This is a genomic window from Microbacterium sp. ZW T5_56, from assembly GCF_044987425.1.
Lineage (GTDB): Bacteria > Actinomycetota > Actinomycetes > Actinomycetales > Microbacteriaceae > Microbacterium.
This window is the reverse complement of the sequence record NZ_JBJDRI010000012.1, coordinates 1-16183: the sequence shown is the minus strand read 5'-3', so window position 1 is coordinate 16183 and position 16183 is coordinate 1. Positions and strand designations below refer to the sequence as shown.

At 68.9% G+C, this 16183-nt stretch carries 12 protein-coding genes; 9 read left to right on the top strand and 3 right to left on the bottom strand.

Annotation, left to right across the window (positions count from 1 at the left end):
- The first annotated feature begins 2 nt into the window (after positions 1-2).
- The 5 genes from ACI3KU_RS07585 to ACI3KU_RS07565 all read left to right on the top strand — a co-directional run bounded on the left by ACI3KU_RS07585 (position 3) and on the right by ACI3KU_RS07565 (position 5229).
- Positions 3-1205 (top strand): dihydrodipicolinate synthase family protein, encoded by a 1203-nt coding sequence (locus tag ACI3KU_RS07585; protein ID WP_404921701.1) that lies wholly within the window; start codon positions 3-5, stop codon positions 1203-1205.
- Complete coding sequence (locus ACI3KU_RS07580) at positions 1202-2092, top strand: sugar phosphate isomerase/epimerase family protein (protein ID WP_404921700.1); 891 nt, start codon at positions 1202-1204, stop codon at positions 2090-2092. Before ACI3KU_RS07585 ends, ACI3KU_RS07580 begins: the two co-directional genes overlap by 4 nt.
- The gene (locus tag ACI3KU_RS07575; RefSeq protein WP_404921699.1) at positions 2089-3141 is read left to right on the top strand and encodes a LacI family DNA-binding transcriptional regulator; all 1053 of its coding nucleotides are present in this window, start codon (positions 2089-2091) and stop codon (positions 3139-3141) included. Before ACI3KU_RS07580 ends, ACI3KU_RS07575 begins: the two co-directional genes overlap by 4 nt.
- Positions 3138-4454: a glycerate kinase gene (locus ACI3KU_RS07570; protein ID WP_404921698.1), complete on the top strand. Its 1317-nt coding sequence runs from the start codon at positions 3138-3140 to the stop codon at positions 4452-4454. The genes ACI3KU_RS07575 and ACI3KU_RS07570 overlap by 4 nt, the downstream gene beginning before the upstream one ends.
- A gap of 166 nt (positions 4455-4620) precedes the next feature.
- Positions 4621-5229: a hypothetical protein gene (locus ACI3KU_RS07565; RefSeq protein WP_404921697.1), complete on the top strand. Its 609-nt coding sequence runs from the start codon at positions 4621-4623 to the stop codon at positions 5227-5229.
- Between the two features lie 62 nt (positions 5230-5291).
- On the opposite strand, the gene ACI3KU_RS07560 is transcribed toward ACI3KU_RS07565, so the two are convergent.
- On the bottom strand, positions 5292-5741 hold the full coding sequence (locus ACI3KU_RS07560) for an NUDIX hydrolase (protein ID WP_404921696.1): 450 nt from the start codon (positions 5739-5741) through the stop codon (positions 5292-5294).
- Positions 5738-7378 (bottom strand): phosphoglucomutase (alpha-D-glucose-1,6-bisphosphate-dependent), encoded by a 1641-nt coding sequence (gene pgm / locus ACI3KU_RS07555; RefSeq protein WP_404921695.1) that lies wholly within the window; start codon positions 7376-7378, stop codon positions 5738-5740. Before pgm ends, ACI3KU_RS07560 begins: the two co-directional genes overlap by 4 nt.
- Before the next feature lie 217 nt (positions 7379-7595).
- On the opposite strand from pgm, the gene ACI3KU_RS07550 reads away from it, so the two are divergent.
- The 4 genes from ACI3KU_RS07550 to ACI3KU_RS07535 all read left to right on the top strand — a co-directional run bounded on the left by ACI3KU_RS07550 (position 7596) and on the right by ACI3KU_RS07535 (position 13511).
- Entirely contained in the window at positions 7596-8903 is a 1308-nt protein-coding gene (locus ACI3KU_RS07550) for a right-handed parallel beta-helix repeat-containing protein (protein WP_404921694.1), read from the top strand.
- Positions 8900-10240: a Dyp-type peroxidase gene (locus ACI3KU_RS07545; protein ID WP_404921693.1), complete on the top strand. Its 1341-nt coding sequence runs from the start codon at positions 8900-8902 to the stop codon at positions 10238-10240. The genes ACI3KU_RS07550 and ACI3KU_RS07545 overlap by 4 nt, the downstream gene beginning before the upstream one ends.
- 162 nt (positions 10241-10402) lie before the next feature.
- Complete coding sequence (gene pheA, locus ACI3KU_RS07540; protein WP_404921692.1) at positions 10403-11359, top strand: prephenate dehydratase; 957 nt, start codon at positions 10403-10405, stop codon at positions 11357-11359.
- A 526-nt stretch (positions 11360-11885) separates the two neighbouring features.
- Positions 11886-13511 carry a LuxR C-terminal-related transcriptional regulator gene (locus ACI3KU_RS07535; protein ID WP_404921691.1) on the top strand — a complete coding sequence of 542 codons (1626 nt, stop codon included), beginning with the start codon at positions 11886-11888 and terminating at the stop codon, positions 13509-13511.
- 1122 nt (positions 13512-14633) lie between these two features.
- Here the strand turns inward: ACI3KU_RS07535 and ACI3KU_RS07530 are convergent.
- On the bottom strand, positions 14634-15845 hold the full coding sequence (locus ACI3KU_RS07530; RefSeq protein ID WP_404921690.1) for an acyltransferase family protein: 1212 nt from the start codon (positions 15843-15845) through the stop codon (positions 14634-14636).
- Between the last annotated feature and the right edge of the window lie 338 nt (positions 15846-16183).

The window sequence follows — 16183 nt, the reverse complement described above, 5'->3', positions numbered from 1 at the left end:
CGATGACCGATCTGACCCTCCTCGATGCGTCCGGCGCGACGTCCACCGTGCCGCTCGACGACCACGCCGGCTACACCCGGCCCACCACACCCTTGCGCTCGCGGGTCGCCTACGCGGCAGCCCACGTGGTGCCGAAGACCGCCGGTGACAACACTCCGGGTCGGCCCGCGGAGATCGACTGGGATGAGACGCTCGCGTTTCGTCGCCACGTGTACGGCTGGGGTCTCGGGGTCGCCGACGCGATGGACACCGCGCAGCGCAACATGGGCCTGGATGCGGCTGCCACGCGCGAGCTCATCGCCCGCAGCGCCGAGGTGGCGCGCGAGGAGGGCGGATCGGTGGTGGTGGGCGTCAACACCGACCACATCGACGACGAGCACATCGCTCTGGACGCCGTCATCGACGCCTACAAGACCCAGCTTGCCTTCACGGAGGAGCAGGGGGCGGGCCCGGTGCTGATGGCCAGTCGCCATCTCGCCCGCGTCGCCTCGTCCGCGGACGACTATCGTCGCGTGTACCGCGAGGTGCTGGCGGCGGCGCAGACCCCGGTGGTCCTGCACTGGCTGGGCACCGCGTTCGACCCGCAGCTGGCGGGCTACTTCGGATCCTCCGACTGGCGAGAGGCCTCGAGCGTGCTGCTGGAGGTCATCGCGGAGGCGCCGGACAAGGTGGCCGGTGTGAAGATGAGCCTGCTCGATGCGGAGAGCGAAGTCGCGGTGCGCGAGCAGCTGCCGGATGGCGTCCGCATGTTCACGGGGGACGACTTCAATTACGTCGGCCTGATCGGGGGCACCGATGTCCCGGCCGCCACGCAACCTGCGCGCACCGCGGGAGCAGAGCGCCAGCACTCCGATGCGCTGCTCGGCGCGTTCGCCGCGCTCACGCCGGTGGCGTCGGCGGCCATCCAGGCCCTCGATGTCGGCGAGCCCGATCGCTACCTGGAGATCCTGGCGCCCACGGAGGCACTCAGCCGTCAGGTCTTCGCCGCGCCCACCTTCTTCTATAAGACCGGTGTGGCGTTCCTGTCGTGGCTGAACGGCCACCAGCGCGCGTTCCAGATGGTCGGCGGCCTTCACTCGGCGCGCAGCCTTCCGCACCTGTCGGAGATCGTCCGCCTCGCGAACGCCTCCCGCGCGCTGGAGCGTCCGGAACTGGCCGCTCAGCGCTGGCACGCGCTGCTGCGGGTGAACGGAGTGGACGCATGAACCTGAGTGCGCAGACCCCCGATCCTCGCCTGTCCATCAACCAGGGCACCATCAAATACGCCGACCTCGCGACCGCGCTGCGGGTCACCGCTGAGGCCGGGGTCGGGGCGATCGGTCCGTGGCGTGAGCCGGTGGCCGAGGTGGGGCTCGACACGGCAGCGAAGATGATCTCCGACTCCGGGCTGCGTGTGTCGACCTACTGCCGCTCCGGATTCTTCACCGTCGGTGACCGTGCGGCGGCGCTCGAGGACAATCGGCGTGCGATCGAGGAGACGGCCGTGCTGGCGGCCGCCGGTGCTGCGGGTTCCACGCCCGTTCTCGTGCTCGTCGCGGGTGGGCTTCCCGAGGGATCGCGCGACCTCATCGGCGCTCGCGAACGGGTGCGCGACGGTATCGGGGCTCTGGCAGAGGACGCGCGTGCTGCCGGCGTGACGCTGGCGATCGAGCCGCTGCATCCGATGTTCGCGTCCGATCGCTGCGTGGTGACCACGCTCGCGGAGGCCCTCGACATCGCCGACGACTTCGATCCCGAGGTGGTGGGCGTCACGGTTGACACGTTCCACATCTGGTGGGACCCGCAGGTGCTCGACTCCATCGCGCGTGCCGGCCGTGAACGCCGGATCGCCACGTATCAGGTGTGCGATTGGCGTACGCCGCTGCCCGCTGATGTGCTGCTGAGCCGTCACTATCCCGGCGACGGCGTGATCGATTTCGCTTCGCTGACCCGAGCCGTCATCGACACCGGCTACGACCGCGACATCGAGGTCGAGATCTTCAACCAGGACGTATGGGATGATGCGCCTGCGAACGTCGTGGCACGGACGATCGAGAGCTTTCGGAAAACGGTATCCCCGCACCTGGTGGCAGCCGTAGACTCCGTGGGGTGAGCGAGATCCCGATGGCGCCCGACCTGTCGTCCCCGCCCGTCGCCGCGGCGACCCTGCATGATGTGGCTCAGGCCGCCGGCGTGTCCCTGGCCACGGCATCGCGCGTGTTGAACGGGTCGACCCGCCGCGTTGCGGAGGCATATCGCGAGCGCGTGCAGGCGGCAGCGGATCAGCTCGGCTACACCGCGAACCTCTCGGCTCAGGCCACAGCACGCGGCACGAGCGCCATCGTCGCGCTGCTGGTGGCCGACATCGCCGACCCGTACTTCGGACAGATCGCGGCCGGCGTCGCTCGCGGGGCCGACGAAGCCGGTCTTGTGGTCACCATCGCCATCACCGAGCGTGATCCGGCGCGCGAGGTCCGCGTGATCCGAGCGCTCCGTGGTCAGCGTCCGCGCGGTCTCATCCTCGCCGCGTCCCGCAATCTCGATCATGACGCGGCGGGCCTGAGCGGGGAGCTGGCGGCGCTGTCCGCGAGCGGAACGCGTGCTGTGGCGCTCGGTCGCGGCGACGGCGACGTGCGCTGGCTCGCCGTGGACAACCACGCGGGGGCGTATGAACTCGCCTCCCGCATGAGCGCGCTGGGCTATCGTCGCGCGATCGTGCTGGCCGCCGCCGAGGGCCTGCGCACCTCCGACGATCGCGTCGCCGGTTTCGCGGCTGGATTCACCGAGGGAGGCGGGGAGGCTCCGCGCGTGCTGCGGGGATCCTTCTCCCGCCAGGGCGGCATCGACCTCATGACGCAGGCACTGGAGGACGGCATCGAGGCGGGCACCCTGGTGTTCGGGATCTCCGACGTGGTGGCCATCGGCGCAATGCGAGCCATTCGCGACGCGGGGCGATCCGTGGGCGCTGACATCGCCGTCTGCGGGTTCGACGACATCCCCACGAGCTCCGATGTGACTCCCGCCCTCACCACCGTGCGCGTTCCCCTCGACGAGATCGGGTATCAGGCGCTCCACGCGGCGGTGACGGAAGACTGGTCCGGTCCCGGCGACGCGGTGGAGCTCACCGTGGTGGCGCGCGATTCCACCCCTGCGCGATCGTGACGGGCGAGCGATTGCGGGTGGTGGTCGCACCGGATAGCCTGAAGGGTTCGCTGTCAGCCGCCGAGGCGGCGCGGGCGATCGCGGCGGGCTGGACGTCGGTGCGGGCCGACGACGAGATCGTGTTGCGCCCGATGGCAGACGGGGGCGAGGGCACACTGGAGGCCTTCCTCGCGGCGCACGACGCCGAGGTTCGCACCGTTCGCGTCATCGGCGCGGACGGTCGAGAGCACGACGCCCCCTGGACCCTGCTGTCGGATGGAACGGCGGTGGTCGAGCTCGGCGTCTGCTGCGGTATCGAGCAGTTGGGTTCCGCCCGGGCGCCGTTCACGGCGCACACGGGCGGCTTCGGTCAGGCGATTGCCGCAGCCCTGGATGCCGGTGCACGGCGGCTGGTACTGGGCATCGGCTCCAGCGCCTCCACGGACGGCGGCGCGGGCATGCTCCGGGCCCTCGGCGCTCGGCTTCTCGACGCCGACGGTCGTGACGTCGGCCCGTCGCTGTCGGACGGGGGCCGGAGCCGGCCCGGTTCGGGCTCGGGTGCTTCGGTTTCGGATGTCTCTGGTTCGGAAACCTCTGCTTTGGAAGCCTCTGTTTCGGAAACCCCTGTTTCGGAAACCCCTGTTTCGGATCTTCCACCGTCTGCCTCAGGCTCAGGCTCTGCCTCTGCCTCTGCCTCAGCCTCAGCCTCTGGCTCATTCTCGATCTCGGGCCTCGGTGCGGTGGCGTCCGTCGATCTGTCCGGTCTCCGGGCAGCGCCCGATGGCGGCGTGCTGGTGCTCTCCGATGTCACGAATCCGCTGCTGGGCCCCCGTGGTGCGGCTGCCGTGTTCGGCCCGCAGAAGGGCATTCCCGCGGATCGCGTCGCCGAGGTCGATGACGTCCTGTCCCGGTGGTCGACGGCGTTGTTGGCCGCAGCAGGGCGCGATGACGAGTTGCTCACCGCGCCCGGTGCCGGGGCCGCGGGAGGCACTGGCTTCGCACTGAAGATCTGGGGCGCCGATCTCATTCCGGGAGCCGCAGCCGTCGCCGAGCTGATCGGCCTGCCGTCGGCAACGGCGGCTACGGACGTCGTGATCACGGGTGAGGGCTCGTACGATGCCCAGTCCGCGGCCGGGAAGGTGCCCGCACACGTCGCGTCGTTGTCGAACGCTCCGGCGGTCCTCATCGCCGGCCGCATCGCCGCCGATGCCGACACCTCTGCCTTCGCCGCGGCGTTCTCGCTGACCGAGCTCGCCGGCTCGTCGGAGGCTTCGCTCGCCGATCCGCGTCGCTGGCTTCACGAGGCAGCCGCCTTCGCCGCGTCCCGCTTCTGAGACCGTTCCGCCCCGCGGCGGCACTTCGTCTCGCTCCGACCGGTCACAACGCGCGACACGAACGAACACCCGCACCCCAACCGGCGATGGCAGGACACGACGACCCCACCCGACCACTCGCTCCCGCGTGCGGATGTTCGGACTCCGTGGGTGATTGAGTAGGCGCATGTCCGTTGTCGTTGGTCGCATATTCGTGGCGATCGCCGCGATCGCACTCCTGGCGTCCGTGGGATGGCTGTGGCTGGCTGCCGCCGGGCCCGATTCGCGGCGCGCCGTCACTGTCCTGCCCGCCAGCACGGTCCTGCCTGCCATCACTGTCCTGCCCGCCGTGATGGCGCTGCTGGCGGCGGTCGCGCTGCTGGTGGGAGTGCCGCTGTTCGGTCGGTTCGGGGAGGCCGCGATCGAGCGCGATGCACCGGTGATCCGCTCCGTCCTGCGCCCGCGCCGCACCATCGCGCTCGCGGAGGTCGCAGACGTGCTCGTGATCGAATCGCTCGTGCTGCCCGCCCGAACCTCGAAGTCGGTGCGCCGTCTCGTGATCCGCACGCGCGCGGGCCGTGTGGTCGCCGTGACTCCGCGTGATGGACATGTGCTCGATCAGCTACGGGCGCTTCCGGTGTCGCTGACGGTCGAGTCCGAAACTCTCACTCCGGCCCAGGCCGCCCGACGCTATCCGGCGTCGGCATCCCTGCCGGAGCGGACTGTGGGTGCGATGCTGTGGGTTGCCGTCATCGCTCCCGTCATCGTGGTGGCTTGGATTCTCCTGACGCACTGATCCAGATAAGACGAGCACTTATCCGGACCAAGACCAGCGCGACTGCGCCTGATCCGAGCAATTCAGCGCCGGGCGCGCCAGGCGTCGAGGCCAGCGCGGACCGTGGACGACACCGGAACCGTCGTGTCCACCTCCGCCAGCGGAAGCCAAGCCGCGTGGTCTGTGGAGCCGCCCACCTCGATGGTGCCGAGCTCGCCGCCCACCACGCGTGCCGAGAAGATCACGCGCACGGCCTTGAACGGACGACCCCGATCGCCGGCGGGCCAGGTGCTGCTCGTCACCGTCAGCAGCCCGGTGAGCTCGGCGTGGTAGCCGGTCTCCTCGTAGATCTCGCGGATCAGTCCCTGTTCGACGGTCTCGTCGTAGTCGACCCCGCCGCCGGGCAGTGACCATCCCGCCCGTTTGGGATGGTTGAACCAGCTGAGGAGCATGCCGCGATCGTCGATGATGACGGCATACGCCGCCAGTCGCGTCTCGTACTCGTAGAACTCCAGATGGCGCCCGGCGCTCATTCGCCGAGCGCCTCCGAGACCACCGCGCGCGCCTCATCCTGAACCTGGCGCAGGTGCTCCTCACCCAGCAGCGACTCCGCGTACAGCTTGTACACGTCCTCCGTGCCGGACGGACGCGCGGCGAACCACGCGTGCTCGGTCTGCACCTTGAGTCCGCCGATCGCCGCACCGTTTCCGGGAGCGTGAGACAGCTTGGCGGTGATCTCCTCGCCGGCCAGGCTCGTAGCCGCAACGGCATCCGGGCTCAGACGACCGAGGGCGGCCTTCTGATCGGGAGTCGCCGGAGCGTCGACGCGCTGGTACGAGGATGCGCCGAACTGCGCCTCGATGTCCGCGTACAGCTGCGAGGGCGTGCGCTTCATCACCGCGATGATCTCCGCCGCGAGCAGGGCGAGCAGGATGCCGTCCTTGTCGGTGGTCCACACCGATCCATCCGTGCGCAGGAACGACGCACCGGCCGATTCCTCCCCACCGAACGCGACCGATCCGTCCAGCAGACCCGGCACGAACCACTTGAAGCCCACCGGGACCTCCAGCAGCTCGCGTCCGAGGGATTCGGCCACGCGGTCGATCATCATCGACGACACCAGGGTCTTGCCGATCGCCGCGTCCTCGCGCCAGCCGGGGCGGTGCGAGTAGAGGTAGGCGATGGCCACGGCGAGGTAGTGGTTCGGGTTCATCAGACCCGCATCCGGGGTGACGATGCCATGCCGATCGGAGTCTGCGTCGTTTCCGGTCAGCACGTCGAACTGGTCGCGCTTCGCGACGAGCGACGCCATGGCCGACGGGGATGACGGATCCATGCGGATCTTCTCGTCCCAGTCCAGCGTCATGAAGCGCCACGTCGGGTCGACATCGGGGTTGACCACCGTGATGTCCAGGTCGTGCATCTCGGCGATGAGGGCCCAGTACTCGACCGATGCGCCGCCGAGCGGGTCCGCGCCGATGCGCACGCCCGACTCGCGGATCGCATCCAGATCGAGGATGTTCGCGAGGTCGCGCACGTACACCTCGCGGAAGTCATAGGTGCCCACCGTGGAGCCGTCGATGTCGGCGAAGCGAACGCGGTTCACGCCTTCGAGGCCCGCCGCGATGAGCTGGTTGGCACGATCGGCAATCCACCCGGTGGCGTCGGTGTCGGCGGGACCGCCGTGCGGCGGGGTGTACTTGAAGCCACCGTCGGTGGGCGGGTTGTGCGACGGGGTCACCACGATGCCGTCGGCGCGTCCTGGATCGGCCGCGTCACGCCCACGGTTGTAGGTGAGGATCGCGTGGCTGAGCGCAGGAGTGGGCACCCACGACTCACGAGAATCCTGTCGCACGTCCACGCCGTTCGCGACGAGCACCTCGAGTGCCGTGCGTTCGGCAGGCAGGGAGAGGCCGTGGGTGTCGCGACCGAGGAACAGCGGGCCGGCGATGCCCTGCGCCACCCGGTAGTCGACGATCGCCTGCGTCGTGGCGAGGATGTGGTCTTCGTTGAAACTCGTCGAGAACGACGACCCGCGGTGACCGCTGGTGCCGAAGGCGACGCGCTGTGCGGCGACGCTCGGGTCGGGTCGTCGGTCGTAGTACGCCGCGATCAGCGCATCGACATCGATGAGGTCTGCGGGTTCGGCGGGCTGTCCTGCGCGAGTCATGCCCTCAGTCTGCACCGAACAGCGCCAACACGCATGCTCGATTACCTGTGTGTATGGCAATCACCGGATCACACACCATTGCTCACGTCCTCGCAGGTCCTCCGTGCCCCGCCCGTCACGGCAGCTGTGCACCCAGCAACACCCGGTACGGTAGAGCGAAGCCGATTCGACACGGCTGACGTTCCACGAGCCCTCCCCGGGCATGAGGAGGATATGCATGCGCAGCCCCGTCCGCTGGGCCGTGTCGATCATCGCGGCCACCGCTCTGCTGAGTGCGATCACCGCGTGCTCGCCGGGTGCTCCCGAGGGTGCCGCGACCAGCGCCGCCGGCAGCGAGAACGTCGTCACGGTGACCAGTGATGCCGAGCTCGCCGATGCCGGAAGCCGCGTCTCTGCCGGCGGCATCATCATGATCGAGCCCGGCACCTATCACTCCTCTCTCGAGGTGCGTGCCGACGACGTGACCGTGCGCGGCACCGACCGCAACGGCGTGATCCTGGACGGCGAGTTCACGCGCAGCAACGGCGTCGTGATGACCGGCGCCCGCGTCAGCGTCGAGAACCTCACGGTGCGCAACTTCGTGCAGAACGGCGTTCTGATCACCGGGGTCACCGATGAGAACGGCGCGGGTGTGGCGCGTGGACCGGACGGCTACCTTCCCGGCAACGTCGCCGATCCGGTCGCCGGCTACCTGGTGCAGGCCGTCACCGCACAGAACAACGGGCTGTACGGCATCTACGCGTTCAACCGCACCGGTGGCGTGATCCGCGGCAACCTCGCCAGCGGCGGCTCCGACTCGGGAATCTATGTGGGGCAGTGTCAGGACTGCAACGCCGAGGTCTCCGACAACGTGGTCACCCTCAACGCGGTGGGCATCGAGCTCGCGAATGCGTCGAACGTCGTCATCACCGGCAACCGCATCGCGGGCAACCGCATCGGCCTCACGATCCTCTCCAACTATCTCGAGGCACACGGACCTACGAAGGGCGTCCAGATCGCGGGGAACGTGATCGCCGACAACGACGAGCCCCAGACCCCCGAGCAGGCGACGGGTGCGTTCGGCGTCGGTGTCGGCCTGTCCGGCACAGTGGACGCGGTGGTGCGCGCGAATGTCATCACCGGCAACCCCAACGTCGGCGTGTGGGTCAACTCCTCCGATGACTTCGCGCCCTCCGGCACGAACGTCACCGACAACGTGTGGGACGACACCGCGCTGGCCGTGGTGTTTGCTCCCAGCGCCGACCACACCGGATCGAAGAACTGCTTCCAGCTTCCGGCTGGTGCGCGCAGCGAGCCGGCCGCCCTGGCTGCAGGGGGCTGCAGCGATGGGGTCGCCCCCGCCACCTGGACCCAGCCGGCTGCCCCGGCGGGTATCAGCTTCGCGAAGGTGGCGACCACCCCGGAGCGTCCGGGCCTGGACAGCGTGGATGAGACGCCGCGAAAGCTCACCGATTCGGTGGACCTCCCGGACGTCAGCACGGTGACCGTCCCCGCCGCAGATCTCCTCGCAGACCCCGCCGCATGAGCGGCACCACCACGAACCCCGGCGACGTCCCGGAACCGCGCGACCGCATCACTCCGGGATCGGATGACGCCGCCCCGCAGTCGGGTGAGACGACACCGCAGTCGGATGAGACAGCACCGCAGTCGGGTGACGCGATCTCCTCGATAGGCGGCGCTGTCTCGCAGTCGGGTGACGCGATCTCCTCGATAGGCGGCGCTGTCCCGCAGCCGCCCGGCGCCGCCCCGCACGCGAGTAATACCGTCGCTCCGCCGTCGAGCAAGACCGGAAGGTTCGGACGTCGGTCGTTGTTCGCAGGTATCGGCGCAGCAGCGGTGACCGGCGCCGCGGGTTTCGCCCTCGGCCGGATGGGTGGCGCAGCTCCCGTTGCCGCGCCGGATCCCACTGCCAGTGCCACCGAGCAGCCCGCGCTCGCCGAAGCTCATCGCCTCCCGGGTGCAACCTGGCCGGAGGTTCCGCCGCGTCACCTCACGGTCGCCGTCCTCACCCTGGCGTCGACAGCGCCCGCGGACGTGAGCGCTGCGATCGATGCGATCCGATCCGCCACCAACGAGGTCACCCCTGACGCGGGTGAGCTCACCGTCCTCGTCGGGGTCGCGCCGGCGCTCGCAACCACCGTGTGGCCCGATCGCGTGGCGCACGCGGATCCGCTACCCACTTTCCGCAACGATCGCGCCCCGTTCCTGGCCGCAGGGGACCTGCTGGTCGAGGTCTGTGCCGAGACGGCAGCGGCCGTGGCGGATCGGACGAAGGCGATTCTCGCGGCTGTCCCCGATGCCACCGTGCTCTGGCGCAACAACGGCTCCCGCGATGCGCCCACGCCGGCCGGCACCACCCGCACGCCGATCGGGTTCGTCGACGGAATCATCAACCCGCGAACCACCGAGCTGCTCGAGAGCGGTGTGTGGACGGGCAACGGGCGCGACACGTACGCCGTGGTGCGACGCATGCACATCGAGTCGACGTTCACCGATCTGCCTGTGCCAGAGCAGGAGGAGGCGATCGGTCGCCGCCGCGATACGGGCGCTCCGCTGTCCGGCGGCGATGGGATGGCCGAAGTCGATCTGTTCGCGAAGTCAGAAACCGGACGCCTCCTCACACCCACGGCCGCGCATGCTCGTCGAGCGCACCCCAGCAACATCGGTCGTCCCTTGATGCTCCGTCGCAGCTACCCGCTGGGTGACACTCCGGGGGCCGGTCTGCTGTTCCTCGCCTTCTTCAACGACCCGGCCACGTTCGTCATGACCCAGCGCCGTCTCGACGAGCAGGACGGCCTGATCTCCCACACCTACACGGATGCGGGCGGGGTCTTCTTCGTCCCGGATCCCGACATCGCGTGACGAGAGACGAAGCCCGTTAATCTCCCACGCGTGGACGGACGCCGGGTCGTGTTCTTCGTCTCGGTTCCTGACGTTGGGTGAGTTGGGACGCAGGTCTTTCATCGCCCACACTTCCGCGGACGCTGGCGGGGTGTACTTCGGGCAGGAACTAGGCTGGCACTCATGTCACTGCCGTCGGATGCCGAACGCCGTACCTACAGCTATCTCGGTCCCGCGGGAACGTTTACCGAGGCGGCGCTCGCGCAGGTGCCGGAGGCGCGCGGGCAGATCTGGCGTCCGGTGCACAACGTGGGTGAGGCGCTGTCGGATGTGACCAGCGGGCGTAGCGATGCGGCGATGATCGCGATCGAGAACTCGGTGGACGGCGGGGTCACGACGACCCTGGACGCGCTCGCGACCATGCCGGGACTGCGCATTGTGGGGGAGTACCTCGTTCCGGTGTCCTTCGTCCTGGTCGCCTCGCGGGGAACGACACTCGCCGACGTCAGGCGAATCGCGGCGCATCCTGTCGCCTACGCGCAAAGCCACCTGTGGCTGCAGGAGAGTCTGCCGACCCACGAGCACGTCCCCGCGGCGAGCAATGTGGCGAGCACGATCGGACTTCTCGATGGTTCGCTGACGGTGGAGGCCGCTATCGCCCCGCCGAACATCACCGAGCACTACGACATCGACGTGTTGGCCGACAACATCGGTGACAACGCCAACGCCGTCACACGCTTCGTTCTCGTCTCGCGTGTGGTCGCACCGGTGCCACCGACCGGTGCGGACAAGACCACGGTGATCGCCGAGCTTCCCGACGACCGTCCCGGCAGCCTCCTCGAGCTGCTGGAACAGTTCTCCACCCGCGGCATCAACCTCGGCCTGATCCAGTCGCGTCCGATCGGCGACACCATGGGCCGGTACCGCTTCATCATCGACGCAGACGGACACGTGCAGGACGAGCGGATGGCGGATGCGCTGATGGGTGTCCGACGATTCAGCCCACGGATCGTGTTCCTCGGCTCGTACCCCCGTGCTGACCGGCAGGTGGTGCACTATTCCGACCGCTATGCGGACGAGCTCTTCGTGGAAGCGCGCGACTGGCTGCGCGGCATTCTCACCGGCGAACCCGCGGAGTGATCCCGCACGCAGGGCCACTCGTTCCCGGCGCACGTATCCGGCCAGCCCAGCGGCCGACGAGCCAGATGCCTCGGTGACCGACAGCGAGGCGATGGCCGACAACGAGCGCCGTACTGCCGGGTGATCGTTCGGGGTCCTGGGTCGACCCGGGTCGACAGAAACAGATGATGAGTGCCGGACTGCCCTGATGATCGTTCGGAGACTTGGTTCGCTGAGCGTTCACGGCTCAGTGAAGCGCGCCATATCGGCTGCTGATCGATGGGGGTCCTGGGTCGATGAGCGTTCACGGGCTTAGCGCTGCGTGCCGTACCGGCTGCCGGTTGATCCGGTTTCTGGGTCGGTGAGCGTTCACGGGCTTCGCACTGCGTGCAGTGCCGTCTGCTCTTCGATCGAGGCCCCGGTCGGTGGGGGTGACTGGCCGAGCGAAGTGTGCCGTCTCGCCTGGTGATCGATCGACATCTCGGGTCGGCGAGCGTTCACGGAACCAGCGATGCGCGCCGGTGCCGCGGCGGCTAGTCTGGTCGGCATGGTGGGGGGCGACGAGGGGTGGCGTTCGCAGTCGCGCGTGCGTGATGCGTCGCTGGACTCGTTCATCGCTCACTTCGTGACGGCCATCCGGCACGGTCGCGCGGAAGACGCCGATCGGCTCGCCCGGCGGACAGCGATCAGCGAGATCGTCACGCGGGGGTTGCAGCTTCATGAGGAACTCGGTGCGGTGCCCGCCGAGTCGGGAGTCGCGTCTCTGACTGATCCTGCGCATCCGGGAATCCTGCTGACCGTGGCGACCGCGCGGGCCGAGGCCACGGGGTCGGTGGATGCGCTTGAGCGCCCCCTGCGGGATGCCGCCCGTCGCCTCCTTGCGGAGCAGACGGCTTCGGTCGCGCAGCGGGCCCGCAATCTCTCCTTCGCAGCGTTCGCGATGCACCTCGTCGGTGACGAGGAGGCAGCCCTGCGGATCGCGGGTCGAGGGGCCGAACTCATTCTGTCGATCGAACCCGGCGTGGGGTCGAAGGAACTGCCCGAGTTCGCGGTCGCCGCCAGCGATCTCGCCATGGTTTACGTGTTCTCCGAGCAGTACCTGCATGCCGTGCGGCTGTGGTCGTGGGTTCGCTCGCAGGTGGCCGACCCCCGCGAGCCTGCTCTGATGCAGGCCGATTGGGGTCTCGCGATTGTAGGCACCATCGTCGGTGATCAGTCGCTGGTGGCCGCCTTCACGCGCCCGGCGCTGGATCCGAATCGGCAGGAGCTGGGTTCTGCGGTCGGTCGTGACCCGTGGTGGGCGCTGGTTCAAGCCGCGCGCATCTGGGCGGCGCTGGATCTCATCGATCCCGAGCGGGCGCTGCACATCACCATGCACGCGGTGGCGTCGACGAGCGCGTCGGTGCTCATCTCTCCGCTGGGGACCGCGCATGCCGCGACCCTTCTGGCGCTGGGACGGCCGGAGGCGGCCATCGGCGTCCTCCAGGCTCTTCCGGATGCCGCTCGCACGCTCACCGGGCCGGATCGTGGATGGCGCACAACGCTGCTCGCTTTGGCGGAGGCCATGCGTGGTGGTGACATCAGCCCACTGCTTCGTGCTCCCGGGCTGCGGTCTGATCCGTACTTGTCGGACGTGCTGCGCAGCCATGCTGCGCTTATCTCGGGTGACGGCGACGTCACCGCCGCGTTGCGGGAGGACGGGCGGCAGCGTTCGGTGCGCGCCACCGGCTTGTATGCGGTCGTGCGCGCTGCCGCGCATCTGCGGCTGGGAAATCAGGCGGCGGCGCTCGCTGAGCTGGCCCGGGTGGCGGAGCAGGTCCCCGGCACCGGCCGCAGCGCTTGGGCTCTGCTGCTGCCCGACGCTGACGTACAGGCGCTGCGCGAGCTTGCGCGGTCGGCCGATCGGCCACAGCTCGCCGAGGTGCTTCCCGAGCGGAGCGCCGTGATCGGTGCTGTGCGACGTGTGGAGCTCACCGAGCGCGAACGCGAGGTGCTGGCATTGCTGCAGCAGGGGCGCACGAACGCGCAGATCGCGGGTCAGCTGTTCATATCTCCCAACACGGTGAAGTTCCACGTTGCCAACATCCTGAAGCGTCTGGGCGTCGCAAGTCGCGACGAGGCCGCAGCGCTCGGGGTGGTTGACCCACCCGGTCGATCGGCCCACACCGGCTGAGACCGGGTGTGGGCGGGCGGCGCGGGATATCGGAGTCGACAAGACTGTGTGACCGGCATGCCCGGACTCGCCAGGCCGAACCCGCCGGCCCGGACCGGCCAGGCCGAACCCCGCCACGCCGGACCGGCCAGCCCGGACCGGCCAGCCCGGACTCGCGCCCGGGCCCGCCAGCCCGGACGCGTAGCCCGGACGCGTAGCCCGGACGCACCAGCGCGGACCCGCCGGCCCGGACCGGCCAGGCCGGACCCGTCAGCCCGGACGCGCCAGCCCGGACGCACCCAGCCCGGACCGGCCAGGCCGAACCCGTCAGCCCGGACGCACCAGCCAGGACGCGCCAGCCCGCACCTGCCAGCCCGGACGCATTCCGCACCAGCCCGGACCTGCGTTGTCCGGACTCGTCTTGCCTGGATTCGCCATGCTCGGGCTCGCGTTGAGCGGAGCGCTCCTGGCATGGGTTGCCCAGCCCAGGCTCGTCCTGCTTGAGCTCGCGTTGTGTGGACCGCTCCTGCTGTGGCCTGCCTGCCCTGCCGAGACCCGCCCATGATGGTCGGAGCGGGTAGGACAGGCGGGTAGTCTTCCCGGTTCTTGCTTCCATGCGCCCGCATAGGGTTGTTGACTATGGGTACGAAGAGCGTTTGTCCCTGACAATGCCGATCGAACAGTGATGAGGCCGCTCGCGCCCCCCTCGCGAGCGTCCTCATTGCACGGCCCCACGACGTGCGCCCCGATTGATGGTTCGGCCTCCCCAGCCCCCATCCCTTCCAAGATCGGGAGATCGAACACTGCGATCGAGCGGCGGATGCTCAGCATCCGCCGCTCTTCTTCGTTTCCCGGTGTCTTCTTGTAGCCCGGATGGGGCTCAGGGGCCGAATATGCGCTCTACGGCAAAGAGCGTGGGGCGAGTCTGCGGGATGACGATCGGCCAGGCCGCAGGACTGCTGCCTCGTGCGCTCGGCGATCCGGGGCGTTGTCACCGGTCCCGACATAGGTGATGCGGAGCCACCCCGTAGGCCCTCACTCTCGTCTGAGCGCCAGCTCCGAGGCTCGGCGTACAGCGACCGCCGGGTGCCGCGCGTGTCAGGTGCGTGTCTGCGTTGCAGCGACCGGCGGGTGCCGTGCGTGTCAGGTGCGTGGTGGCGCTGCAGCGACCGCCGCGGCCGCGGCGGTTCCGACGCGGTGCGCAAGACGAGTGGCTGGTTCGTCCACCCAGATGGTGAAGAGCCACGCCACAATGAACGACGTCGGCAATGTCAGCCACAGCGCGGCGGTGGCGTCTGGGAAGAGGAGGGCGCCAGCGACGATGATCGGCACGTGCACCAGATAGAGCCCGAACGAGATGCGTCCGAGGAATCGCAACGGTGGGACGCCGACGAGCGTGGTGAGTCGGGAGGGGACGCTCAGTCCGAACACGAGGAGTGCCGCTCCGATGACAACGCTCGCGCTGAGGGCCAATGAGAGCCGGTCGGTGAGATCGAGCCCGCCGAACGTGCGCGCTGCGTCGGGAACGCTGACCATGATGAGTCCGGTGCCGGTTGCGACCCAGGAGCGCCACGGAGCGGGCTTCACGATGCGCGTCCGATACAGCTTCGCCACCGCGGCTCCGGCCACGAACATCGGGCCGAACTGGAGCGCCGGCACCAGGAACCATCCGCCGAGGCCGCTCAGCGCTGCAGAGAGCAGGACCGTGCCCCACAGCGAGCAATGGCCCTTCATGCGCAACACGAGGAGAAAAGCGAGGGGGAGGAGCAGCGAGAACAACAGCTCCCAGCGCAGCGACCAAAGTGGGTTGTTGAGCGAAGTTCGGCCGGTGATGAGGAAGAGGTTGGAGATCACGTCGCCGATGCTGAGTCGGTCAATCGTCGACGCCCGAACCCAGGCGCTCTCCCCGCCCCGCGGAACGCCCAGGGTGATGACCACGAGTGCCGCTGCGAGCAGGACGGAGGCTGCAGACGGGATCCACAATCGCAGGAAGCGGCGCGGGTAGTAACTCCAGAGGTTCATCGACCGCCCGCGCAGCAGCGGGAGAACGAGCACGAACCCGCTCAGTACGAAGAAGATCGTGACGGCGTTGGTTCCCATGCTCGCCAGCCGAAGTGGCGTATCCCACAGCCACCATGCTGAGGAGAAGGGGGCAGCCGACTCCGCGGTGGTGGCGGTCGTCGTATCGAGCTGGATCGAAATGTAGCGGCCGAGATCGGTGGAGATGAGTGCGTGCCAGATAACGACAGCCACCGCGGCCAGCCCGCGCAATCCATCGAGCGCATGCATCCGAGTGGGCGGCCGGGTGATGCTACCCGTCACCGTCATCGTCCCCGTCGTTGCCTCAGTCGTCATCGACACCCCCCGCGTACGAGGGGAGTCTAGCCCGACGCCCGATCCCGCCTCGTTCTCTATCCCCGGAGTGCAGGAAGGAGCGCGAACAACGGCAGGCGGGCAGCACCCTGGGGCTCATGATGCGACGCAGCGCTGTGCATGTCGCTCTCGTGCAAGGACGTGCTGGGCGATGTCGGTGACAGGGGGACGAACGCGGGCAGGGCCGGGGTTGGCCGTCGTCGCGCGCTCCTCCATTGCGTCAGCCTCAGCGCGCAGCGACGGTGCGAACCATCACCAGGGTGGTTCGCCGTCGCCGTCATGGTCACTGCCGTGGGCCCGGTTGTTGCTGACGTCATGGC

Excerpts from the sequence above, each read along its gene's own strand:
- ACI3KU_RS07585 (WP_404921701.1), top strand. The coding sequence starts at position 3 with ATGACCGATCTGACCCTCCTCGATGCGTCCGGCGCGACGTCCACCGTG.
- ACI3KU_RS07580 (WP_404921700.1), top strand. The coding sequence starts at position 1,202 with ATGAACCTGAGTGCGCAGACCCCCGATCCTCGCCTGTCCATCAACCAG.
- ACI3KU_RS07565 (WP_404921697.1), top strand. The coding sequence starts at position 4,621 with ATGTCCGTTGTCGTTGGTCGCATATTCGTGGCGATCGCCGCGATCGCA.
- ACI3KU_RS07560 (WP_404921696.1), bottom strand. The coding sequence starts at position 5,741 with ATGAGCGCCGGGCGCCATCTGGAGTTCTACGAGTACGAGACGCGACTG.
- pgm (WP_404921695.1), bottom strand. The coding sequence starts at position 7,378 with ATGACTCGCGCAGGACAGCCCGCCGAACCCGCAGACCTCATCGATGTC.
- ACI3KU_RS07550 (WP_404921694.1), top strand. The coding sequence starts at position 7,596 with ATGCGCAGCCCCGTCCGCTGGGCCGTGTCGATCATCGCGGCCACCGCT.
- ACI3KU_RS07545 (WP_404921693.1), top strand. The coding sequence starts at position 8,900 with ATGAGCGGCACCACCACGAACCCCGGCGACGTCCCGGAACCGCGCGAC.
- pheA (WP_404921692.1), top strand. The coding sequence starts at position 10,403 with ATGTCACTGCCGTCGGATGCCGAACGCCGTACCTACAGCTATCTCGGT.
- ACI3KU_RS07535 (WP_404921691.1), top strand. The coding sequence starts at position 11,886 with ATGGTGGGGGGCGACGAGGGGTGGCGTTCGCAGTCGCGCGTGCGTGAT.
- ACI3KU_RS07530 (WP_404921690.1), bottom strand. The coding sequence starts at position 15,845 with ATGACGACTGAGGCAACGACGGGGACGATGACGGTGACGGGTAGCATC.